Annotated in this window: 17 protein-coding genes and 2 pseudogenes; 11 read left to right on the top strand and 8 right to left on the bottom strand. The window is 71.9% G+C overall.

All coding sequences use genetic code 11. The annotated features are described in order from the left end of the window. Positions 1-103: 103 nt before the first annotated feature. Positions 104-778, top strand: a complete 675-nt coding sequence (locus tag PV963_RS28665; RefSeq protein ID WP_086561247.1) for an RNA polymerase sigma factor — start codon at positions 104-106, stop codon at positions 776-778. Beyond that, positions 778-1815: a hypothetical protein gene (locus PV963_RS28670; RefSeq protein ID WP_274818751.1), complete on the top strand. Its 1038-nt coding sequence runs from the start codon at positions 778-780 to the stop codon at positions 1813-1815. Before PV963_RS28665 ends, PV963_RS28670 begins: the two co-directional genes overlap by 1 nt. Before the next feature lie 156 nt (positions 1816-1971). On the opposite strand, the gene PV963_RS28675 is transcribed toward PV963_RS28670, so the two are convergent. After that, positions 1972-2829, bottom strand: a complete 858-nt coding sequence (locus PV963_RS28675) for a L,D-transpeptidase family protein (protein ID WP_274822138.1) — start codon at positions 2827-2829, stop codon at positions 1972-1974. A 146-nt stretch (positions 2830-2975) separates the two neighbouring features. Here PV963_RS28675 and PV963_RS28680 point away from each other — a divergent pair, with 146 nt between their 5' ends. Continuing rightward, complete coding sequence (locus PV963_RS28680; RefSeq protein WP_274818753.1) at positions 2976-4556, top strand: acyl-CoA mutase large subunit family protein; 1581 nt, start codon at positions 2976-2978, stop codon at positions 4554-4556. 28 nt (positions 4557-4584) lie between these two features. Then, positions 4585-5232 (top strand): leucine efflux protein LeuE, encoded by a 648-nt coding sequence (leuE, locus tag PV963_RS28685; protein ID WP_274818754.1) that lies wholly within the window; start codon positions 4585-4587, stop codon positions 5230-5232. On the opposite strand, the pseudogene PV963_RS28690 reads toward leuE, so the two are convergent. Next, positions 5233-6629, bottom strand: a pseudogene (locus PV963_RS28690) (FAD-dependent oxidoreductase). A gap of 73 nt (positions 6630-6702) precedes the next feature. On the opposite strand from PV963_RS28690, the gene PV963_RS28695 reads away from it, so the two are divergent. After that, entirely contained in the window at positions 6703-7353 is a 651-nt protein-coding gene (locus tag PV963_RS28695) for a TetR/AcrR family transcriptional regulator C-terminal domain-containing protein (protein ID WP_274818756.1), read from the top strand. Positions 7354-7365: 12 nt separating this feature from the next. Here PV963_RS28695 and PV963_RS28700 read toward each other — a convergent pair whose 3' ends face one another. From PV963_RS28700 to PV963_RS28715, 4 genes are all read right to left on the bottom strand, one after another. After that, a complete protein-coding gene (locus PV963_RS28700; RefSeq protein ID WP_274818758.1) occupies positions 7366-8286 on the bottom strand; it encodes a class I SAM-dependent methyltransferase in 921 nt (306 codons plus the stop codon). A 63-nt stretch (positions 8287-8349) separates the two neighbouring features. Next, the gene (locus tag PV963_RS28705) at positions 8350-9504 is read right to left on the bottom strand and encodes an acyltransferase family protein (protein ID WP_425540949.1); all 1155 of its coding nucleotides are present in this window, start codon (positions 9502-9504) and stop codon (positions 8350-8352) included. Between the two features lie 203 nt (positions 9505-9707). Then, positions 9708-11039, bottom strand: coding sequence for an alpha-2,8-polysialyltransferase family protein (locus PV963_RS28710; protein ID WP_274818760.1), 1332 nt, complete (start codon positions 11037-11039; stop codon positions 9708-9710). After that, positions 11039-12025, bottom strand: coding sequence for a glycosyltransferase family 2 protein (locus PV963_RS28715; RefSeq protein WP_274818762.1), 987 nt, complete (start codon positions 12023-12025; stop codon positions 11039-11041). Before PV963_RS28715 ends, PV963_RS28710 begins: the two co-directional genes overlap by 1 nt. Positions 12026-12223: 198 nt before the next feature. Between PV963_RS28715 and PV963_RS28720 the strand changes: the two genes are divergently transcribed. The 4 genes and pseudogenes from PV963_RS28720 to PV963_RS28735 form a co-directional block, all read left to right on the top strand. Next, positions 12224-13570 carry a DUF6716 putative glycosyltransferase gene (locus PV963_RS28720; RefSeq protein WP_274818764.1) on the top strand — a complete coding sequence of 449 codons (1347 nt, stop codon included), beginning with the start codon at positions 12224-12226 and terminating at the stop codon, positions 13568-13570. 44 nt (positions 13571-13614) lie between these two features. Then, positions 13615-14880: an N-acylneuraminate cytidylyltransferase gene (locus PV963_RS28725; RefSeq protein WP_274818766.1), complete on the top strand. Its 1266-nt coding sequence runs from the start codon at positions 13615-13617 to the stop codon at positions 14878-14880. 14 nt (positions 14881-14894) lie between these two features. Next, positions 14895-15833 carry an N-acetylneuraminate synthase family protein gene (locus tag PV963_RS28730; RefSeq protein WP_274818768.1) on the top strand — a complete coding sequence of 313 codons (939 nt, stop codon included), beginning with the start codon at positions 14895-14897 and terminating at the stop codon, positions 15831-15833. A 47-nt stretch (positions 15834-15880) separates the two neighbouring features. Further along, positions 15881-16939 (top strand): annotated as a pseudogene (locus tag PV963_RS28735) (hypothetical protein); the annotation flags it as partial. 871 nt (positions 16940-17810) lie between these two features. On the opposite strand, the gene PV963_RS28740 reads toward PV963_RS28735, so the two are convergent. Continuing rightward, on the bottom strand, positions 17811-18494 hold the full coding sequence (locus tag PV963_RS28740; protein WP_274818770.1) for a class I SAM-dependent DNA methyltransferase: 684 nt from the start codon (positions 18492-18494) through the stop codon (positions 17811-17813). Positions 18495-18794: 300 nt separating this feature from the next. Here PV963_RS28740 and PV963_RS28745 point away from each other — a divergent pair, with 300 nt between their 5' ends. Continuing rightward, positions 18795-20027 carry a M20 family metallopeptidase gene (locus PV963_RS28745; protein ID WP_274822140.1) on the top strand — a complete coding sequence of 411 codons (1233 nt, stop codon included), beginning with the start codon at positions 18795-18797 and terminating at the stop codon, positions 20025-20027. Between the two features lie 29 nt (positions 20028-20056). On the opposite strand, the gene PV963_RS28750 is transcribed toward PV963_RS28745, so the two are convergent. Further along, positions 20057-21391: an alpha/beta fold hydrolase gene (locus tag PV963_RS28750; RefSeq protein ID WP_274818771.1), complete on the bottom strand. Its 1335-nt coding sequence runs from the start codon at positions 21389-21391 to the stop codon at positions 20057-20059. An 80-nt stretch (positions 21392-21471) separates the two neighbouring features. Here PV963_RS28750 and PV963_RS28755 point away from each other — a divergent pair, with 80 nt between their 5' ends. Further along, the gene (locus tag PV963_RS28755; RefSeq protein WP_274818773.1) at positions 21472-22083 is read left to right on the top strand and encodes a TetR/AcrR family transcriptional regulator; all 612 of its coding nucleotides are present in this window, start codon (positions 21472-21474) and stop codon (positions 22081-22083) included. Positions 22084-22243 lie beyond the last annotated feature (160 nt).

The following is a 22243-nucleotide window of genomic DNA, read 5'->3' on the forward strand; positions in this document are numbered from 1 at the left end:
AACCACCTGCGGTCTTGATAACCGCAACCATCAATTGAGGAACCACGACGGCGAGAACCCGGTCCGCGAAAGCGGCGCCGGCTCAGGCGCAGAAAGGCGCGCGGTGCTGGGGGACGACGCGGAGCTGACCGCCGCGGTGCGTGCGGCACAGGACGGAGACGAAACCGCGTTCCGGACTGTGTACCGGGCCGTGCACCCGCGGCTGCTCGGGTATGTACGGACGCTGGTCGGCGACCCCGACGCCGAGGACGTGACGTCCGAGGCCTGGTTGCAGATCGCCCGGGACCTGGAGCGGTTCACCGGTGACGCGGACCGCTTCCGCGGCTGGGCCGCCCGTATCGCCCGCAACCGCGCGCTGGACCACATACGCATGCGCGGACGCCGCCCCGCGATCGGCGGCGACGAGACGGAACTGACCGGCCGGGCCGCCGAGTCCGACACCGCCGACGAGGCCATCGAGGCGCTCGCCACCGACGGCACGTTCTCCCTGATCTCCCGGCTGCCGCAGGACCAGGCCGAGGCGGTCGTGCTCCGGGTGGTCGTGGGGCTCGACGCGAAGACCGCCGCGGAGACCCTCGGCAAGCGACCGGGTGCCGTCCGTACCGCGGCCCACCGCGGCCTGAAGCGGCTCGCCGAACTGCTCGGCGACGATCCGGAGGCCGATCCGGAATCGGCCGGGGTGCTCGACGCCCTGCCGCCCCAGCGAGAACCGCGCGGCGGTGCCATGGCGTCCGCACGTGTGACGCACAGCGTCGCGCGGACGCAGAAGGATGTGTGATGGCCGACGAGCAGTACTGGTGGCTTGACCGCGAAACGGCGGAGCGTTTGCTGAGCGGAGAGCCACTCGAAGCTGTCGACGGCGCCGCGCCGGGCGAGGCCGAACGACTTGCCGCAGCGCTCCGCGCACTGTCCGTCTCACCCCCGCCGACCAGCGAGGAACTCCCCGGTGAGGCCGCGGCGATGGCCGCCTTCCGCACGGCGCGCGCGGAACGCGCCGACACCGGAGCGGCCGCTGCGGCCGACGGCGGACAGGCCGGCACCGAGGTCGCCGACGCCGGGCTGGTCAGGATCGGAACCACGCGCGGCAGCGGCTCCGGCGACGTCCGGCGGCCTCGCCGGGTCCGTGCCGCGCGGCTCGCCCTGGCCGCCGTGCTGGCCGTCGGCATGGCCGGAGGTGCCGCCCTCGTGGCCGGAACCGGAGCCCTGAGAGCACCGCTCGGCAACGACGAGCCCCACCCCGGCTCCTCGGTCTCGGCCGCGGTCACTCCGCCCGAGCGCCCGCTGGTGTCGCCCTCGCCGAGCGACTCCGGGCAGGGCGGGGCCACGCCGGACGACGCCCCGAGCGGCGGCTCGACCGGCGGCGCCGACGACCCCGGACGGGACGCGGCAGGCGACGACCCGTCCCCGAACCCCGGCTCGGGCGACCGGGGAGACCGCCCCGGCGACAGCCGCAGGGACATCGCTTCCGCCTGCCGCGACCTGCGCGACGGCAAGCGGCTGGACGCCGACCGCAGGCGCGCCCTGCGCGACGCGGCGGGCGGCTCCCGGGTCTGGAAGTACTGCAAGGGCGTCCTGCCCGGGGCCGGCGGCCGCTCGGGTGAGCGGCAGGACGAGGACACGGACCGGCGCGAGAGCGAGGACAGGTCCGGGAAGCAGGACCGGAAGCGGGACGAGGCCGAGCGGAAGGCCGAGAAGCGCGCCGAGAGGCGGGAAGGCGACGACGACCACGCGGACCGCGGCCGGTCCGCACGGTCTCTCGCACCGCTCCGACCTGCAGTTTCGTACTCCGTGAAAAACTCCTCGCCGAGGGTGTGACGTTTTCGGCCGCCCCGGCGCAGTAATGAGTGAGCCGACTGGTCATCGGCCGTCGCACAGAGCCGGGGTTCCCCCCGTACCTACGGCTCGTGCACCTGAGCGCGGGCGGGACACGTTCCCCCGGTCCCGCCCGCGCCCCACTTCCCTTCCGCGTCCTCACCAGGACACGACGACCTTGTCGCCGTCGCGGACCTGCGCGTACAGCTGGGCGATCGCCCCCTCGTCCCGTACGTTGACGCAGCCGTGCGAGGCGCCCGCGTAGCCCCGGGCCGCGAAGTCGGGGGAGTAGTGCACGGCCTGGCCGCCGCTGAAGAACATCGCGTAGGGCATGGGCGAGTCGTAGAGCGTCGACACATGGTCGCGGGACTTCCAGTAGATGGAGAACACACCCTCCCGGGTCGGTGTGCCGCGTGAGCCGAAGCGGACCGCCATCGTCGACACGGTCCGGCCGTCGATCATCCAGCGCAGCGTCCTGCTGGTCTTGTCGATGCACAGCACCCGCCCGGTCGTGCAGCGCGGATCGGGCGGATCGGCCGGCTGGCCGCCCATGAGGTACAGCTCCCAGGTGCCCGGCTCGCGGGTCATCCGCAGCAGCCGCTGCCAGGTGACGGTGTCGGTCCGCCCGGTGCGCGGCAGCCCCCGCTTGCCCTGGAAGCCGCTGACCGCCCGCTCCGTCGACTCGTCGTACGTCCCGGTCGGCCCGTCGAAGAGCCAGGCGACCTGCCGCAGCCGGGCCTGGAGCTCGCGGACGTCCCGGCCGGTGTGACCGCGGGACCACAGCACGCGGGGCGGGACGGGAGCGGCGCTCGGCTTGTCGTCGCCGGGCGGGGCCGCGGGAGCGGTGCCCGGTCCGCCGCCGTCGCCGTCGGGGCTGCGGGCCGGGGACGGGGTGTCGCCGGGTAACTCGATGTGCACCGGTGAGCGGCGCTTCCCGTCGCCGTCGGGGGCCTGCACGCTGCAGCCGGCCAGCACGGCCGCCCCGGCGACCGCCACTGCGATCGCTGCTCTCCCCATGCCCGTGGTACGCACGCGGCCCTCCGTCGTCTCACCGGTGTGCCCGGATGTCACCTGAGATGTTCCCCGGAGGTGACCCGTCGCGAACCAAGGGGCATGGTGGTGAGCGAGGTCCCTACAGTCCGTCCTGCGGGAGGCATCAGACCATGACGCGCGAGTCGGAGTCGGGACTGCCCATCGAACCGGTCTACGGGCCGGACGACCTGCGGGACTGGGACCCGGCACAGAAGCTGGGGGAGCCGGGGGCGTACCCCTTCACCCGTGGCGTGTACCCGACCATGTACACCGGCCGGCCCTGGACGATGCGCCAATATGCGGGCTTCGGCACGGCCGCCGAGTCCAACGCCCGCTACCGGCAGCTGATCGCCCACGGCACGACGGGCCTGTCGGTCGCCTTCGACCTGCCCACCCAGATGGGCCACGACTCCGACGCCCCGCTCGCGCACGGCGAGGTCGGCAAGGTGGGCGTCGCCATCGACTCGATCGACGACATGCGGGTGCTGTTCGGCGGCATCCCGCTGGACCAGGTCTCGACGTCGATGACGATCAACGCCCCCGCGGCCCTGCTGCTGCTCCTCTACCAACTGGTCGCACAGGAGCAGGGCGTCAGCGCCGACCGGCTCACCGGCACGATCCAGAACGACGTGCTGAAGGAGTACATCGCCCGCGGCACGTACATCTTCCCGCCGAAGCCCTCGCTGCGCCTGACCGCGGACATCTTCAAGTACTGCCAGGCCGAGATCCCGAAGTGGAACACGATCTCGATCTCCGGTTACCACATGGCCGAGGCGGGCGCGAGCCCGGTGCAGGAGATCGCCTTCACCCTCGCCGACGGCATCGAGTACGTCCGCACGGCGGTGGCGGCCGGCATGGACGTCGACGACTTCGCGCCGCGCCTGTCCTTCTTCTTCGTCGCCCGTACGACGCTCCTGGAGGAGGTCGCCAAGTTCCGCGCCGCGCGCCGGATCTGGGCGCGGGTGATGAAGGAGGAGTTCGGCGCCGAGAACCCCAAGTCGCTGATGCTGCGCTTCCACACGCAGACGGCGGGCGTCCAGCTGACGGCCCAGCAGCCGGAGGTGAACCTGGTCCGCGTCTCCGTCCAGGCCCTGGCCGCGGTCCTGGGCGGCACCCAGTCCCTGCACACCAACTCCTTCGACGAGGCGATCGCGCTGCCCACGGACAAGTCCGCGCGCCTTGCCCTGCGCACCCAGCAGGTCCTCGCCCACGAGACGGACGTGACGGCGACCGTCGACCCCTTCGCGGGCTCCTACGTCGTCGAGAGGATGACGGACGAAGTCGAGGCCGCGGCCCTCGAGCTGATGGCCGAGGTGGAGGCGCTGGGCGGCGCGGTCGACGCCATCGAGCGCGGCTTCCAGAAGAACGAGATCGAGCGCAGCGCCTACCGCATCGCCCAGCAGACCGACTCCGGCGAGCGGGTCGTGGTCGGCGTCAACCGCTTCCAGCTCGACGAGGAGGAGCCGTACGTGCCCCTGCGCGTCGACCCGGCCATCGAGGCCCGGCAGGCCGAACGCCTGGCCAGGCTCCGCGCGGAACGCGACCAGCCGGCGGTGGACACGGCCCTGGCCGCCCTGAAGAAGACCGCCGAGGGCGAGGACAACGTCCTGTACCCGATGAAGGACGCCCTGCGCGCCCGTGCCACGGTCGGCGAGGTGTGCAACGCCCTGCGGGAGGTGTGGGGGGCGTACGTTCCGGCCGACGCGTTCTAGCGTGCGAGTCTCTGCGAGACTCCTGTGCATGTTCGGTGTCATCGACCTTCCCACGTATTTGGCAGGACTCGTCCTGATCGTCCTGCTCCCCGGGCCCAACTCCCTGTACGTCCTGTCCGTCGCAGCCCGGCGCGGAGTGCGGGCCGGATACACCGCGGCGGCCGGAGTCTGGTGCGGGGACACCGTGCTGATGACGCTGTCGGCGGCCGGGGTCGCGTCCCTGTTGCAGGCCAATGCCGTGCTGTTCGGGATCGTGAAGTACGCCGGGGCCGGGTATCTGACGTGGCTGGCGCTCGGGATGCTGCGGGCGGCGTGGGGGATGTGGCGGACTCGGCGGGAGAAGGCCGTCGACGCGACGCCGGACGCCGTCACCGACGAGCGGCCCTACCGCCGTGCCTTCGTCATCAGTCTCCTCAACCCCAAGGCGATCCTGTTCTTCGTCGCCTTCTTCGTGCAGTTCGTCGACCCCGGGTACGCCCACCCGGCGCTGTCGTTCGTCGTCCTCGGGGCGTTCGCGCAGCTCGCGAGCTTCCTGTACCTCAGTGCGCTGATCTTCAGCGGGACGAGGCTGGCGAGTGCCTTCCGGCGGCGTCGGCGGTTGTCCGCGGGGGCGACCTCGGCGGCGGGCGCGTTGTTCCTCGGGTTCGCGGTGAAGTTGTCCGTCGCGAGTGCGTGACTAGAGACCGGCGCGCGCCAGGTACCGCCTCAGTCCGTCGCCCGTTTCGCCCGCCCAGCCCACATAGCCGTCCGGCCGTACCAGGAACAGGCCCTTTCCGTACGTCGCCTGCTCCGCCCCGCCGACCCCGTGCACCGACTCAGGCAGCGCCGGTGCCTTCGTCCCCACCGCCACCAGCGTCCAGTGCGGTCCCCGGAAGGCGTCGAAGAGCCGTACCCCGCCCAGCGTGCCGTCCGGGGCGCGGTCGCCGGCCCGGAGGGCGCCCGGGGCCGTACGCGTCTCCTCAGTGAGTGACGACTCCCGGTATCCCAGCGCCAGTTGGCGGGTCGCCTCGCCGCGCCGCGTCTCCCCGCGGTGGACGCTCGTCGACAGGCCCAGCATGTCCGCGGCGATCGGGCGCCGTTCCTCCTCGTAGGTGTCGAGGAGCGACGCCGGCGCACCGCCCGTCAGCACCGTGCCCAGCTTCCACCCCAGGTTGTAGGCGTCCTGGACGCTGGTGTTGAGGCCCTGGCCGCCGGCCGGGGAGTGCACGTGCGCCGCGTCGCCGGCGAGGAGGACCCGCCCGGAGCGGAAGGGGTCCGCCAGGGCCGCCCGGGGGCGGAAGTCCGAGGCCCAGCGCACCTGGGTCACGCCCTCCGGCGTGAGGTGCGAGCGGGCGGCGACGACCTTCCTGATGCCCTCCAGGGAGAGGTCCGGGGTCGTCCCGTCCGGGAACCGTGCCACCAGCTGGAAGTCCTCCGTGCCGGCCAGCGGGCAGATCGCGAGGAAGCCGTCGCCGTCCCCGCCCGGCGGGAAGATGTGCCAGTGGTCCCGGTCCAGGCCACTGATCCGGACATCCGCCACGAGCGTCGGCTTCGGGTCGACGGTCTCGCCCGTCATGCCGATGCCGAGCAGTCGGCGTACCGTCGAGCGGCCGCCGTCCGCAGCGACGGAGTACCGGGCGGTGACAGGCTCACCGGAGGCGAACTCCGCGCGGACCCCGTCCGCGTCCTGCGTCAGGCCGACGACCTCCCGGCCGAAGGCCACCGCCCCTCCCAGCTCCGCGAGCCGTGCCCGCAGGATCTGCTGCGTGCGCCACTGCGGCACCATCCACGGCTCGGTGTACGGCGAGTCCTCGCTCGTCTCGGCCGGGTCGAACATCCGGTGCTCGCCCGCCCGCCTGCCGTCCTGCCAGATCATCCCCACCGGGTAGGGACCGCCGCCGCGCGGATCGCGCCGAGCACGCCCAGGTCGTCGAAGACCTCCATCGTGCGCGGCTGGATGCCCTTGCCGCGCGAACCGGGGAACAACACCTCCGCCCGCTCGACCACCAGCGCGGCCAGGCCACGCCGGGCGAGATCGATGCCGAGCGCCAGACCGGTCGGTCCCGCGCCCACCACCAGTACGTCCGTGTCCATGAGCCACCCTCTCCTTAACGCTGTTAAGTGACCTCTGCCCGAGCGTCGCCTTAACGGTGTTAAGTTGTCAGGCGTGAGTACGGAACGACGCGAGCCCCTGGACCGCCGACGCGTCGCGGACACCGCGCTGCGGCTGTTGAACGAGGTGGGCCTGGACGGCCTGACCCTGCGCGCCATCGCCCGGGAACTGGACGTGAAGGCACCCGCCCTCTACTGGCACTTCAAGGACAAGCAGGCGCTGCTCGACGAGATGGCGACGGAGATGTACCGCCGGATGGTCGCCGGGGCCTCGCTCGATCCGGCCGACACCTGGCGGGAACGGCTGCTGAAGGCCAACCGGGGGCTGCGTGCCGCCCTGCTGGGCTACCGGGACGGCGCCAAGGTGTTCAGCGGTTCACGCTTCACGGGCATCGAGCACGCCGGGCAGCTGGAGGACAATCTGCGCCTGTTCACGGCCGCCGGCTTCACCCTCGCCCAGGCGGTCCGCGCGCTCACCACGACGTATCTGTACACGCTGGGTTTCGTCACCGAGGAGCAGGGCGTCCAGCCGCTGCCGGGCGAGCGCCGCGAGGGCTACGACATGAACGAACGCGCCCGCCTGATGGCCGACTTTCCCTTGTCGGCCCAGGCGGGCGCGGAGATCTTCGAGGACTACGACGGGCACTTCGAGGAGGGGCTGGCGCTCGTGATCGAGGGGATCGGGGCGCGCTACGGGGTCGCGTGACGCCCCGGGGTCTCATCCCCGCTTCGCGCGCGCCCGCCGCACGGCCCGGGTGACCACGGGGGGCAGCAGGTCCTTGGCGAGCCGGCGGGCCCGGGACGGGGCGGGCCGGGCCGGGCGCGCCGCGCGGGACTCGGTGGCCTTGGGAGCGGGGGCCGGTGCCGGTGCGGGCTCCATGTAGTGCCGGGAGGGCGGGAAGGGCGGCGGCTTCATGCCCTTGGACCGGGCGCGGACCAGCCGGTGCCCGGCCGCCTCCTGCACGCTCAGCCCGCAGTCCGTGCGCTGCCGGAGCATCTCGAGCAGCTCCTCCTGGAGCGGCTCGGGGTCGCCCCAGGTGCCGTACAGCTTCTGCGTGCTGAGGCAGACCGGGCGCAGACCCCGGTTGAGGACGGCCTCCCAGGCGGCGACCGAGACGCCCGGCGTGTGCTCGGAACGGAAGTCGTCGAGGACCACGATGCCCTCGGGCACCAGGATGTCGTGGGCCGCGCCGATGTCGCCGTGCACGTGCTCGTACAGGTGCGAGGCGTCGATGTGGACGAAGCGGCAGCTGTCCGGGGCCACCTTGTCGGCCACAACCGAGCTGGGGGCCGCGATCACCGTCGGCAGCGTGTCGTGGAAGGACAGGTAGTTCCGCTCGAAGGCCTGCTGGGTGAGCGAGGCGTACGACTTCGTCGACTCCGCCTTGTTGGCCTCGTCCGGGGCGTCGCCCTCGAACAGGTCGCAGACCGTGAACTGCTCGCCGTCCTGGAGGTGGTGGCCGAGGAGGATCGCGCTCTTGCCCATGTAGACGCCGAGTTCCAGCAGGTCTCCGCGCATCCCCTGCTTCTGCTGCCGCTCCAGGAACCAGGTGAACAGCATCTGGTCCAGCGGCGGGAACCAGCCCGGGACGTCGGCGAGTTCGCCGGGGTACGTGTCGGTCGCTTGTGCGTTGGTCATGAGACGAGCCTTCTCCCTGAGCGGTGCTGAAACCGACGGTTGGTTGAACGTCCCGTGAACAGCTCAGCGGGCCTTGGCCAGCAGGGTCCGCAGCCGTGGGGTCAGCGGCTTCTCCACATACTGGTTCAGCAACCACGCAAGCAGCAGCATTGAGGCCACAGTCAGTGCGAATGTCGCCGCGGACGGCAGATCCAGGCCGCGGTGCAGGGCCTGGATCACCACCCAGCCGAGGTGTTCGTGGACGAGGTAGAACGGATACGTCAGCGCCCCCGCCACCGTCAGCCAGCGCCAGTTCGCCCAGCGCAGCCAGCCCAGCGCGATCGCCGCGACCGCGACGAAGCCGAAGGTCACGACGAGGACGATGCCGAGCGAGGAGCGGTACGAGAAGCCGCCCGCGTCGGGGGCGTGCCACAGCCCCTGCACCGCGAAGTGCTGACCGATCAGCCAGCTCACGGCGACGATGCCCCACCCGTAGGCGTCCCGCCGGTCCAGGTGGACGAGGTAGAGGCCGACACCGCCGATGAAGAAGGGGGCGTACTCCGGCATCACGACGATGTCGAGCAGCGGCATGTTGGCGTTCGCCGCGATCACCGCCGCCAGCATCCAGCCGGCGCAGAACATGATCACCCGGCGGCGGTTCGCCCCGGGAAGCACCACGCACAGCGCGAACAGCGCGTAGAAGCGGACCTCCGCCCACAGCGTCCAGCACACGCCGAGCACGCGGTCCACGCCCAGGGGCATCTGAAGCATGGTCAGGTTCACCAGCGCGTCGCTCGGCGAGACGGCCTTGTAGGCCACCATGGGCAGCGCGAAGACCGCGGTCACGAGCGCGACCGCCACCCAGTAGGCGGGCAGCAGCCGGGAGGCGCGGGAGGCGAAGAACGACTTCAGGGGCCTGCCCCAGCCGCTCATGCAGATCACGAACCCGCTGATCACGAAGAAGACCTGGACGCCGAGGCAGCCGTAGGCGAAGTACTCGTGCAGGGTCGGGAACTGCTCCTTGGGAGAGCTGCCCCAGGCATGGGAGACCTCACCGTCGCGCCCGCCGTAGTGGTACGCCGCCACCATCAGCGCGGCCACCAGCCGCAGCCCGTCCAGGGCGCGCAGCCGGCCGCCGGAGTTCTTCCGGCGCGGTGGGACGGTCGTGGCGCCCGGTGGTTCGACCAGCACGGTGACTTCGGGCCGGGGTTTGGGGGTGCTGACGACCGTCTCGGTCACGCTGAAAACCTCTGTAGTAGCTCGTATGTCCTTCACCTGAGCCGCCGTGGGCGGGCAGGGCGCCGGTTGTCACCCTAGGGCGGAGGTTGACGCTAAAACGTTCGACGGAGTCAGCCTTCGCCTGCCGGTCTCCACGGGTTCATCTGGATGTCGCCGAGCCAGGCCGCCGGGCGGAGCTCCTCGGCCGCCGGGCGGGGCCTGCCTCAGCGGCGCACCGCCTTGCGCAGCGCCCGCGCCCGCCGCACCACCCGGCGCGCCGTGGAATTGCGGGGCAGGAACGCCAGCCGCTGCGGAATACCGCCGGGCAGTCCGAGCGAGGTGAGACGGCGCTTCTTGAAGTAGCGCCGGGTGCGCGGACCGAGATGGCGGGAGAGGAACGCCTCCGCCTGCGGGCGCAGGTCCGGATAGATCTGCGGCTGCATGGTGAACCCGACGGCGGTCACCAGGTCGGACAGCAGCTCGGCCGGCAGCAGGTCGCCGTCCTTGCCGCCGTCGAGGTCGGGCAGCAGCGCGTCCGCCAGGGTGGTGGGGACCCGGTTGCTGTTCTGGTACGGCGTCAGCCGCTCCAGCAGCAGCTCGGTGCCGATGCGCGCGACCGGCAGCTCGTAGAACACCGAGGCCGTGAACAGCGCTGTGGAGAAGCAGCCGACGACCAATGCGGGCCGGGCCCGGTCGAACAGCACCTCGGCGAGCACGGGCGTGTCCAGCACGGTGAGGTCCACGCCGAGCTTCTCGGCCTCGGTCTCCAGGGCGCGGCTGTAGCGGGCCGGTGCGGTCGGGTGCGGTTTGAAGACGACCGTGCGGTGGCCGCGGGCGACCGCGCCCCGCATCATCCGCACGTGCAGGTCCTCTTCCTCCTCGGGGGAGAGGATGTTCAGCGCCGACAGGTACTGGCCGAGCAGCAGTGCCGCGTCGCCCGGCAGGTCGGGCAGCTCGGGCACGGTCTCGGTGACCTCGCCCAGCACCTTGAGGAACGCGGGCGACGGCACCAGCCGCGCCGGCACCTCGAACTCGGTCAGCAGCATCGGCGTGAGCCCCGGCACCAGATCGAGGTGCAGCAGCCGCCGCACGCGCGTGCCGACCAGCGGGTCGAGCTTGTTGCGCGTGGGGCCGTAGCTCATCAGCCCGTCGGCGTAGACGTCGATGGGGGCGTCGGTGAACAACTGCGCCACCGTGAGCGCGGGCGCGACCTGGATGGACTCCAGGACCAGTCTCACCCGGTCGTCGCCGAGGCCCCACAGCATCCGCAGATAGCGCTCGAAGAGCGGGATGTCGTCGGAGCGCGGCGTCCAGGCCCCGGGGTGGAACGGGCGGATGGCGTCGTTCCAGGACAGCACGTCGTCGAAGTGCTCGCGCAGCGGAGCGAAGCCCGGCATCTCGTCGAGGGCCGGGGTGGTCTCCGGGTTCGCGGAGTTGTTGAACACCAGCAGCACCCGGCGGTCCGGCTCCTCGAAGAGGTCGGAGTCGATCGCGGCGGCCAGGGTGGCGACGCCGTACAGCGTCGAGGCGCAGAAGATCTGTGTGGTCCCGGGCATCAGACGGCCGCTCCCGCCGGCGTGACCCTGCGCCGCAGCCGCCGCAGCTTGGACGAGCGGTCCATGTCCATGGCCTCCAGTGCGTCACCGAGCGCGTCCTGCGGCATGCGCTTGATGGCCGCCGCGCTCATCGACCGCAGCTGCCTCGCCACGGCCGGTTCGAACCTGTCTTCATTGGAAAGGTGGTGCGCGATGATCGCGCAGTACGTCCGTACCGCCTTCGGCAGCAGCCGGTCGGCCTCACGGTCGGCGGCCGTCTCCTCGATCACCTGGTCGAAGGCGCGGATGAAGTCGAGCTGGCGGACATCCCCGATCTGGGTCAGGGACGAGGCGACCCCGCGCCGGTAGAACACGCCCAGCAGGCTCACCACGGCGAACGACTCCGCCTCGCGGTGCAGCTTCCAGATCCACGGCCGGTCCTCGGCCGTGCGCAGCCCGTCGGTGAAGTGGAGCACGCCCCTCTCGAGGAGGCGGCGGTGGTAGGCGCCGGCCCAGGCGTAGGCGTAGTCCACCGAGGTCGAGCGGTGGGAGGGGAGGATCGCGTCCCGCGGGTCGAAGGCCTCCCAGCGCCGGCCGACCGGGACCCGGGAGACGGAACGGGCGCGCGCGGTGGCCTGCACATGGTCGGTGCGGATGAAGTCGCAGCCCAACTCGTCCAGGGCGGACACCAGTTCGGCGAGGTAGCCGGGGGCCAGCCAGTCATCGCCGTCCAGGAACGTCAGGTACTCGCCCTGCGCCGCGTCCAGGCCGGTGTTGCGGGCGGTGGCGAGCCCCCCGTTCTTCTCGTGTCGGATGTAACGCACTTGCGCGACATCCGAAAGGTCCTCGGTCGCCCGTTCGAGAATGGCGGGCGTTTCGTCCTTCGAATGGTCGTCGACCAGGATGAACTCGAAATCGCGGTCGGCGTTCAACCGAAGGCTTCTGAGGGTGTCCGGGGCGTATTGCTGCACGTTGTAGAACGGCACGATCACGGAAAGCTTAGGCACCCGCAAAACGTTAGGAGCCTGTCCGGCTCCGCAACTTTCCGGTGAACATACGGTGGGTGAACTCAATGTGTCAGAACGGTGCACCCCGTGTACTTCCCGGTTCGCCACGGGCCAGTTCGGCTCCCGGTGGGGTGTTGTTAACTTTTCGTTGAGTCGTGGTTCCGCCATACCTAGGAATTGCTTCCTAGCGTCTTCGATGTGCCAGCAAGTACACCGAAGCGCCCGCGAATCGCCGTCCTCGCGGACTCCGACACCCGCTGGAAATGGGGTGCGCTCACCGCGCACCGCATCGCCCCGGGACAGTCCATGGAAACCGGACCGCGCGAAGGCGCGCAAGTCGGCCCCGCCCTCGACGGATTCCTGCTGCGCGGCCGGGCCACGCCCACGCCGCGCCAGCTGGAGGAAGTGGGCGTGCGCGCCGACTCGCTGCGGGAGGTCACCGCCGTCGAGTTCCTGCGCACCATGGCCGACCAGTCCTACGACGTCCTGGTCCTCTCCCTCGTCGGCGGCGGTGTGCAGGCGATGCTGCACGGCCTGCGGCGCGTCTGGGAGAACCGGACTTCGCGGCCCGTCGTCGTCACCGGCTACGTCGGTGTCGTCTACGAGAAGCTCGCCGACGGCCTGCTGCTGCGGCACGGCGCGGACCTCGTCCTCGCCAACTCCCGTCAGGACGCGGACCGTTTCCGGGCCGTGTACGAGGGAGTGGGAGCCGACGCCTCGTCGGTGACCGAGGTGGCGCTGCCGTTCCTCGGCGGCGCGCCGTACGAAGGTGAGCGCGACCCTTACACGGTCGTCTTCGCCGCCCAGCCCTCGGTCCCCGAGAGCCGCAAGGACCGTACGTACCTGCTGAACCGGCTGGTCCAGCACGCCCGCAAGCACCCCGAGCGCGAGGTGCTGCTGAAGCTGCGGTCCAAGCCGGGCGAACACACCACCCACATCGAGGAGTTGCCGTACCAGAAGCTGGTGCAGCGCCTCGATCCGCCCGCCAACTTCCGCCTGGTGTACGGCAACATGGGCGAGGTCCTCGACCGCACCGACCTGCTCGTGACGGTCAGCTCCACGGCCGCCCTGGAGTCGCTGCACCGCCGTATCCCGACCGTCGTGCTGACCGACCTCGGCATCCGCGAGTCGCTCGGCAACCACCACTTCGTGGGCTCCGGCTGCCTCGCCTCCTGGGACCAGCTCGACGCCGGGCACCGGCCGGCGCCCGACGAGGAGTGGGTGGCCCGGCAGGGTGTGGTGGCGGACGGTTCCTACGAATCCGCCTTCGACGCGGCGCGCGAACGCATCGCCAAGCTGCTCGACCGGCCGGGCGGCCTGCCGCCGCTGACCCCGTACTACACACCCGCCACCGCGCCCGGCTATCTGCCCGGGATCCTCGCCCGCCACCACCTCGGCCCGGACGGCACCCCGCTGCCCGGCGCGCCGGCCGCCGACAAGGAGCCCGGCCCGGTCCGGCAGGTCGTGCGCCGGGCGGCGCGCGGCGCCTACCGGCACGGCGTGCAGCGCGTGGCGCCCGTCATCCGGCGGATGGGGGAGCTGTGAGCCGCCCCGAGCCCTCCGCCCAAGGAGCCCAAGGAGTAGACCCCATGTCCCAACCGGAAGCGAGCCGAGGCGCCTCGGTGCGCCGCGTGCTCGCGGTGATCCCCGCGCGCGGCGGCTCCAAGGGCGTGCCCGCGAAGAACCTCCTCCCCGTCGGCGGCGTCCCGCTGGTGGCGCGGGCGGTGCGCGAGTGCCGCGCCGCCCGGCTCGTGACGGACGTCGTGGTCTCCACCGACGACCAGGCCATCGCGGCCGCCGCCCGCGAGGCCGGCGCCGAGGTCGTGCTGCGGCCCGCCGCCATCGCCGGCGACACGGCCACCTCCGAGGCCGCCGTCCTGCACGCCATGGACGCGCACGAGGCCCTGCACGGCGCCGTCGTGGACGTGGTGCTGCTGGTGCAGTGCACCAGCCCGTTCATCGCCCGCGAGGACGTGGACGGAGTCGCCGCGGCCATCGTCGAGAACGGCGCCGACACGGCCCTCACCGTGGCCCCGTTCCACGGCTTCGTCTGGCGCGACGCCGAGGACGAGGTCGCGGCCGGCACCGTCGCGGAGGCCGACGCGGCCGTCGGCGGCGGCTACGGCGTCAACCACGACAAGTCCTTCCGCCCCCGCCGCCAGGACCGCCCCCAGGACCTGCTGGAGACCGGCGCCGCCTACGCCATGGAGGCGGTCGGCTTCCGCAAGCACCAGCACCGCTTCTTCGGCCGGACCGAACTGGTCCGCACCGACGCCGCGCGCGTGCTGGAGGTCGACGACCCGCACGACCTCGCCCGCGCCCGGGCCCTCGCGCCGCTCTTCGACGCGGACCGCCCCGGCGCCCTGCCGACCGCCGCCGACATCGACGCGGTCGTACTCGACTTCGACGGCACCCAGACCGACGACCGGGTGCTGGTCGACTCCGACGGACGGGAGTTCGTCTCCGTGCACCGCGGGGACGGACTCGGCATCGCGGCCCTCCGCAGGAGCGGCCTGAAGATGCTGATCCTGTCCACGGAACAGAACCCTGTGGTCGCCGCCCGGGCCCGGAAGCTCAAGCTCCCGGTGCTGCACGGCATCGACCGCAAGGACCTCGCGCTGAAGCAGTGGTGCGAGGAGCAGGGCATCGCGCCGGAGCGCGTGCTCTACGTCGGCAACGACGTCAATGACCTCCCGTGCTTCGCCCTCGTGGGCTGGCCCGTGGCGGTCGCGAGCGCCCACGACGTCGTGCGCGGCGCCGCACGCGCGGTCACCACCGTCCCCGGTGGCGACGGCGCGATCCGAGAGATCGCCAGCTGGATCCTCGGCCCCTCTCTCGATTCCCTCACCAAGTAAGGACATCTCCTGCCATGAGCACCAACTCCCGTATCCGTCAGTTCGGTTCGCGCGAGGTCGGCCCGGGCAAGCCCGTCTACGTCTGCGGCGAGATCGGCATCAACCACAACGGCGAGCTCGAGAACGCCTTCAAGCTGATCGACGCGGCCGCCGAGGCCGGCTGTGACGCGGTCAAGTTCCAGAAGCGCACCCCGGAGATCTGCACCCCGCGCGACCAGTGGGACATCGAGCGCGACACGCCCTGGGGCCGGATGACGTACATCGACTACCGCCACCGCGTGGAGTTCGGTGAGGACGAGTACCGCCAGATCGACGAGTACTGCAAGACCAAGAACATCGACTGGTTCGCCTCCCCGTGGGACACCGAGGCCGTCGCCTTCCTGGAGAAGTTCGACGTCCCCGCCCACAAGGTGGCGTCCGCCTCCCTCACCGACGACGAGCTGCTGCGCGCCCTGCGCGCCACCGGCCGCGCGGTGATCCTCTCCACCGGCATGTCGACCCCGAAGCAGATCCGCCACGCGGTCGAGGTCCTCGGCTCCGACAACATCCTGATGTGCCACGCCACGTCGACCTACCCGGCGAAGGCCGAGGAGCTGAACCTCCGCGTCATCAACACCCTGGAGCGGGAGTACCCGAACGTCCCGATCGGCTACTCCGGCCACGAGACGGGCCTGCAGACCACGCTGGCCGCGGTCGCGCTGGGCGCGGTGTTCGTCGAGCGTCACATCACCCTCGACCGCGCCATGTGGGGCTCGGACCAGGCCGCCTCCGTGGAGCCGCAGGGCCTCACCCGCCTCGTCCGCGACATCCGCACCATCGAGGCCTCCCTGGGCGACGGCGTGAAGAAGGTCTACGAGTCCGAGCTGGCCCCGATGAAGAAGCTGCGCCGCGTGGCCGGTGTGGTCGCCGAGGCGGAGATCGCCGACGCGGCGGGCGAGCCGGTAGGCGTCTGAGCCCTCAACCCCCACAACCCCCCTTACGACGGGACGGTCGTACGTCGATGAGCCCCCGCGCCGGGAATGCCGGCCCCCACACTCTCGCGTTCGTCGAGAGTCCGGTACAGCTGCTGAACGTGCTGGAGTGGGCGCACGCGCATGCGCCCGGCGTGGGGCTCACCCTCGTGGTGCTGTCGCCCGTCGACCCGATGACGCGCGGCCAGCTGCGGCGGATGTCCGACCTGGCCCGCGACGAGGGGCACGAGGTCCGCTGGGAGGAGGCGCGCGGCGGCCCCATGGCGCCCTTCCAGACCATCGGAGGCCTGGCGCGCCTGCTCCGCAGGGCGCGCCGGATCGTGCTGGGGGACCCCTTCTCCCGCTACGTGCAGCTGCTGCTGACGATCACCCGGGCCCGTGACCTGGTCGTCGTCGACGACGGCACGGCGACGATGGAGTTCGTCGGCCAGCTGGCCCGGGGGGAACGGCTGGTGCGCTGGCACCGCAAGGGCGGCCGTCCCGGTCCGCGGGACCTGATCTTCGCGCCGGTGTCGTCCGCGGCCCGCCGCCGCCTGACCCCCGGCGGCGACCGCCGCGTCGAGATCTTCTCCTCCATGCCGATGGAGGAGACCCCGGCGGGCGTCACCGTCAGCGCCAACGACTTCGCCTGGACCCGGGCCCGCTTCGGCCCGCCCCGCATCACCAAGGGCGCCGACATGGTCGGCACGTCCCTGGTGGAGACGGGCGTGGTCGACGACGACCGCTACCTGGACGCCGTCCGCACGCTGGCCAGGGCCCACGGCGCCACCCGCTACTTCGCCCACCGCCGCGAGAGCACGGACAAGCTCCACCGGCTCGCGGTCGAGACCGGCCTGGAGATCGTCCGCCCCGAGCTCCCCCTGGAACTCATCGCCCGCCGCGGCCCCATCGGCCGGACGATCCTCAGCTTCCCCTCCACGGTCGTCCACACCCTCCCCCTCGCCCTCTCCGGCACCGAGGTCCGCGTCGCGGTCTGCGACATCGACCCGACCTGGCTGACCGACCACGCCTCCCCTCGCGCCCAGGGCTTCCTGTCGGGGGTGACGGGGGCGGCGCGGGATGTGCATCGGTTGTCCACGGCGGGGGCGGGGGCGGCGGGCCAGGAGGGCCCGGCGAGTACGGCGGGTCCGACCGGTACGGCAGCCCCTGGGGGCCCGACCGGTCCGACGGGTACGGCCGACCCGGGGAGCATCACGGGCACGACGACGGGCACGACGGGCTCGGCCGGGCCAGCGGGGTCGGCGAGCATGGCCGGCTCGGCTGGGGCGGCGGGGTCGGCAGGTGTGGTCGGCTCGGCTGGGGCGGCGGGTGCAGTGGCTGCGGGCTGACGGGTCGGAGGTGCCTTGGAACCGGCGGGTCCGGCGGTCCGGGGAGTGGCCGGGCGCGGCGGACTCGGCGAGCACGGCGGGCCCGGCTGTGGCAGCGGGTGCTGCGGACGCAGTGGCTGCCGGCTGACGTGCGGGAGATGCCCTGGGAACCGGCGGGGCCGGCGAGGTCCGGTGGGTCCGGGGAGTATCACGGGCGCGGCGGGTTCGGGCGGTATGGCGGGCTCGGCGAGCGCGGCGAGCCCGGCCGGGGCGGTAGCCGCTGAGGGCGGGGTGGCTGTCGGCTGACGTGCCGCAGGCGCCTCGGAAACGGCGGGGTCAGCCGGCTCAGGCGGCGCCGGCCGCTCAGGCGGACCTCGCGGACCTGGCGTTTCAGGCAGGCCAGGCGGCGACGGACCCACGACTCGCGGCGGGCTCACGCGTCGGCAGAATCGGCCCACGCCCAGACCGCAGCGGCTCACCCCCCCAGACCGCAGCGGCCCACGCCCAGGCCGCAGCGGCTCGCGCACAGCTCGGGTCGGGCCCACTCAGCCCACCGGAGCGGACTCGGGCCCAGACCGCGGCGGGCTCACGAACAGATCGGGGGCCGGGCTCGCGCACGGTGGGCTCGCACCACCAACCCGGAAGAGGAGGCTCACGCGTCGGCGGACGCCGGCTTGCGTGCCAGCAGGAACGCCCGAGGACGCTGCTCCTCGCCCTCGGGCTCCCGCAGCACACGGGCGTGGAGTTCCAGGCCGGCCTTTGTGAGGTGCGCCGCGACGGTCTCCGGGGTGCGCCAGTAGTAGTCGAGCGAGATCTCCTGCCCGAAGCGCTCGGTGAGGTGCGCACGGCCGTCCTCGGCACCGGACTGGAATCCGAGCAGCACGGGCGCGCCCGGCACCAGGACGCGGTGGAACCCGGCGAAGACCGAGGGCAGATGGTCGTCCGGCACATGGATGATCGAGTACAGCGCGACGATGCCGCCGAGCGTCTCGTCCGGCAGGTCCAGGGCCGTCATCGAACCGACGTGGAACCGCAGCCGAGGGTGCGCCCGGCGGGCCAGGGCCACCATGCGGGGTGAGACGTCCACCCCGAACACCGGCAGCCCCAGGTCGTGCAGCCGGGCCGCCACGTGTCCGGGCCCGCTGCCGATGTCGGCGACCGGCGGCTGCACCGGCGCCGCCCCGGGGGCCCGCACCAGGTCGACGAAGGCCGAGAGGAGCGCCCGCTCCAGCGGTCTCCCGACGAGACTGTCCGGGAACCCGGCGGCGTAGTCCTCGGCGATGGCGTCGTACGAGGCCTGGGTGGACTGGACGAACTCGGGGCTGTCGGCGCGCACGGGGCGCACACTATCGGGGCCGGGCGTCCGCCAGACGAACAAGGCCGTGTTCCCCGCGCAGGGCGTGGTATCCGTGGAGGAGGATGGATGGATACCGGCGCCGTGAGCCAGGTGTGGCTGATGTCACATTCCGTGGGTCATGGTGACCGGCTCGGCCCAAAAGGCGGGCGAGTGTACCCATCTCAGTTGATAGCTATGCGTTCGGCGGTCATATTTTCTTCCCCGAACGGGTTGAAGTTTTGTTGATCGAGGGTCGGACGACCGCCCTGGCGCCCTACCCTTCAGAGGGTGAAGCAATTGATGTCATTGGAGTCCGAGGTCGACCTTCCCGGGGGAGCCGTGCTTCCCGGCGCGCTGCCCGACGCTCTGCGCGCCGAGCTCATCGCGTTCCGACGCGACCTGCACATGCACCCGGAGCTGGGCAACCAGGAGTTCCGCACGACAGCCGCGATCAAGGAGCGGCTCGAGCAGGCCGGCCTCAAGCCGCGCGTACTCGCCGTCGGGACAGGACTCGTCTGTGACATCGGCGTAGAGGGCGAACAGTGGGCCGGGGGACCCAGCATGCTCGCCATGCGGGCCGACATCGACGGCCTGCCCATCCCCGACATGAAGAGCGACTGCCCGTACCGCTCGACCGTGCCCGACCGCGCCCACGCCTGCGGCCACGACGTGCACACCACCGTCGTCCTCGGCGCCGGTCTCGTCCTCGCCGAACTGCACAAGCAGGGCCGGCTGCCCCGCCCCGTCCGGCTGATCTTCCAGCCCGCCGAGGAGGTACTGCCCGGCGGTGCCGCCGACGTCATCAAGTGCGGGGCGCTCGAAGGGGTCGGCGCGATCGTCGCCGTGCACTGCGATCCCCGGGTCGACGCGGGGCAGGTCGGACTCCGGGAGGGTCCCATCACCTCCGCCTGCGACCGGCTGGAGATCGCCCTGGACGGCCCGGGCGGGCACACCGCACGCCCCCACCTCACGACCGACCTGGTCACCGCGGCCGCCCGCGTCGTCACGGACGTACCCGCCCTGGTCGGCCGGCGCTTCGACAGCCGGAGCGGGCTCGCCATCACCTGGGGCCGCGTCGAGTCCGGGCACGCGCCCAACGTCATCCCGCAGCACGCCGAGCTCTCCGGCACCGTGCGGTGCCTCGACATCGAGGCGTGGCGGCAGGCGCCCGACGTCGTGGTCGCGGCGATCGACGAGGTCGCCAACCTGTACCGCGCCAAGTCGGAGATCAACTACGTCCGCGGCGTCCCGCCCGTCGTCAACGAGCCCGGCGTGACCGAGCTGCTGCGCGACGCCATGATCGCCCGACGCGGCGTCGAGTCGGTCGTCGGCACGGAGCAGAGCCTCGGCGGCGAGGACTTCTCCTGGTACCTGGAGCACGTCCCCGGCGCCATGGCCCGCCTCGGTGTACGCACCCCCGGCGAACGCCAGGTGCGCGATCTCCACCAGGGCGACTTCGACGTGGACGAGTCCGCGATCAAGGTAGGCGTGGAACTCTTCACCGCCGCGGCCCTGGTCGACGGCCTGCGCTAGGCCAGGTGCCGTGACCGCCCGGCGGGCGGTCACCTGTGGTCACGGAGGAAGGCGGGGATCTCGCCGCGGGTCGGGTAGTTCGGCAGCGGTGCGGGCTCGTCCTCGAGGAATGCGGTGACGACGGCGGCGGCTCGGTCGTTGTTGTCGTCGAGGCCGTTCCACATGTGGTGTCCGACGCCGGGCACGTACTGCGTGCGCTGGACGGCGGGGTCTTCGGCAAGGACGGCTGTCGCCCATTGACGGACCTGTGAGGAGCACTCGGCGATCATCAGCATCGCGGGGGTCCGGGAGTGCCTCAGCCGCGGGGCGATGGAGGGAGAGTCCTTGATCGTCTGCTGGATGCGGAGGCTGGCGGCGGGGCTGAAGGAGAAGTTCTCCGCCGTGTCCTCGACGGGGATGCGGTGCGCGTCGCGCGCGCAGTAGCTGGATGCGGTGTCGCTGCCGAGATCGGCGGCGGTGAGCGCGTTGTCGCCCTCTGCCTGTCCTATCAGCCCGGTGTCGGGGGTCAGGAGCCCGAGTCGCATGAGGCCCAATGTGACGGCGTACCGGGGAACGCGCGTCGACCGCGGTCCGGTCAGGGCCGGCGCGAGGTCGCGCGCGGATTCCCGGCCCTTGTGCCCGGCGATGCGCGCGGTGGGGCCGTCCATCGGGCCGGGCTCGGCGATGATCGCCCGGTGAAAGCGCTCCGCGACGCGCGGATCGGCCAGGGCTCGCGTGAGCACGACCCCGCCTGAGGAGAATCCGAGGACGTCGACCCTGCCCTTGCCCAGGCGATCGACGAAGGCGGCGAGATCGCGGACCGACCTGGAGATCGTGTACTGGCCCATGGGGAGCAGGTCGCTTCGGCCCCCGCCGGCCTGCTCGTAGGCGTAGACGTCGTAGCCCTGTCGCGCCAGGAGCTGCAGGAACTTGTGGTCGAGCACCGAGATGCCGCGAACCGGTCCGCCGTGGAGGTACACGAACGGAACGGGGCGTCGGGCGACGGTGTTGGCGGGCGGGTAGTGATAGACCGCCACCCGGCTGCCGGTGGCCAGGCTCCAGTGCTGCGTGGCGACGAAAGGCAGGTCGGGCGGGTACTGCCGTTCCGTGGGAACGGTCGGGACGCACACCGACGCCGTCAATGCAGCCGCGACGACCACCGGCAGGAACGGCATGAGCCGCGCCGACTTGGTACGGCGCCGGCCCCGCCACAGTGCGGCGGCAGTCGCGATTCCCAGGGCCGTCAGCCACGCGGGGAGCCCCGAGCCCGCCCCGTCCGTGAGGACGACGAGCGCCAGGAAGAGGATCACTGAACCCGCGATGGCAGCCAGGGCCAGCACCAGGCGGCCGGCTAAGCGGACCGAGCGTGACACGGACGTCGGCATGAGGATCTCCCGTAGTTTCAGAACAGCATTCCATAACGCTGTTTCAGAACGACGTTATCAGTAGCGGTAGGCTTTTGGGTGTGGGTAGGCCGAGAACGAACGACGAGACCGTCAAAGAGCGGCTCGTGGCATGCGCGATCGAGATGCTCGCCACCCGTCCGCGGGAGTCGGTCACGGTCCGTGCCCTGGCTACTGCCGCCGGGACGTCGACGACGGCGGTGTACTCCCTGTTCGGCGGCAAGGACGGGCTGATCGGCGAGGTGCGCAACAGAGCCGTGGCCGGCCTGTTCCAGGAAGTGGCCGCAGTGCCGACCTCCGCGGACCCGCTCGCCGACCTCTGTGCACTGGCCGCCGCGTACCGTCGATGGGGACGCGAGCACAGCCACCTCTACACGGTGCTGTTCGGCGGTGTGCAATCCTTCGACCCGTCCGGCGCGGTCGGCGCCAGTGACCCCGTCCGGCCGCTCCTCGCGGCGATCGATCGCGGCTTGACGGAGTCCGTCCTCGCCGGCGATGCGACGTCCATCGCTCTCTCGGTCTGGGTGACACTGCACGGGCTCGTCACGCTCGAACTGGCTGGAGCCTTCGACGCCGCCACGGCCGAGGCCACCTTCCGATCGACGATCCACGCGGCGCTGCGCGGCTGGACGCCCCCCGCGGTGTTCAGCGGTCTTCGGCGCATCGAGCCCTAGTTGATCTTCCCTCGGGCCGGCCCGGCTGCGGCCCGCCGCCCGCCCGGCGGAACCTCCCCCCGGCCCGGCGGAGCCTCCGGTTGCGGCCGGAGCGCCCCAGCGGCAGCCTGGTGCGCGTGACGAGCAGGCATGCGCCGTGTCCCCGAGTACACCTTTCGAC

Source organism: Streptomyces coeruleorubidus (assembly GCF_028885415.1).
Lineage (GTDB): Bacteria > Actinomycetota > Actinomycetes > Streptomycetales > Streptomycetaceae > Streptomyces > Streptomyces coeruleorubidus_A.

What these genes read in the sequence shown, in the direction of transcription:
- PV963_RS28670 (WP_274818751.1), top strand. Translation starts at nt 778, where the DNA reads ATGGCCGACGAGCAGTACTGGTGGCTTGACCGCGAAACGGCGGAGCGT.
- PV963_RS28675 (WP_274822138.1), bottom strand. Translation starts at nt 2,829, where the DNA reads ATGGGGAGAGCAGCGATCGCAGTGGCGGTCGCCGGGGCGGCCGTGCTG.
- PV963_RS28680 (WP_274818753.1), top strand. Translation starts at nt 2,976, where the DNA reads ATGACGCGCGAGTCGGAGTCGGGACTGCCCATCGAACCGGTCTACGGG.
- leuE (WP_274818754.1), top strand. Translation starts at nt 4,585, where the DNA reads ATGTTCGGTGTCATCGACCTTCCCACGTATTTGGCAGGACTCGTCCTG.
- PV963_RS28700 (WP_274818758.1), bottom strand. Translation starts at nt 8,286, where the DNA reads ATGACCAACGCACAAGCGACCGACACGTACCCCGGCGAACTCGCCGAC.
- PV963_RS28710 (WP_274818760.1), bottom strand. Translation starts at nt 11,039, where the DNA reads ATGCCCGGGACCACACAGATCTTCTGCGCCTCGACGCTGTACGGCGTC.
- PV963_RS28725 (WP_274818766.1), top strand. Translation starts at nt 13,615, where the DNA reads ATGTCCCAACCGGAAGCGAGCCGAGGCGCCTCGGTGCGCCGCGTGCTC.
- PV963_RS28730 (WP_274818768.1), top strand. Translation starts at nt 14,895, where the DNA reads ATGAGCACCAACTCCCGTATCCGTCAGTTCGGTTCGCGCGAGGTCGGC.
- PV963_RS28745 (WP_274822140.1), top strand. Translation starts at nt 18,795, where the DNA reads ATGTCATTGGAGTCCGAGGTCGACCTTCCCGGGGGAGCCGTGCTTCCC.
- PV963_RS28750 (WP_274818771.1), bottom strand. Translation starts at nt 21,391, where the DNA reads ATGCCGACGTCCGTGTCACGCTCGGTCCGCTTAGCCGGCCGCCTGGTG.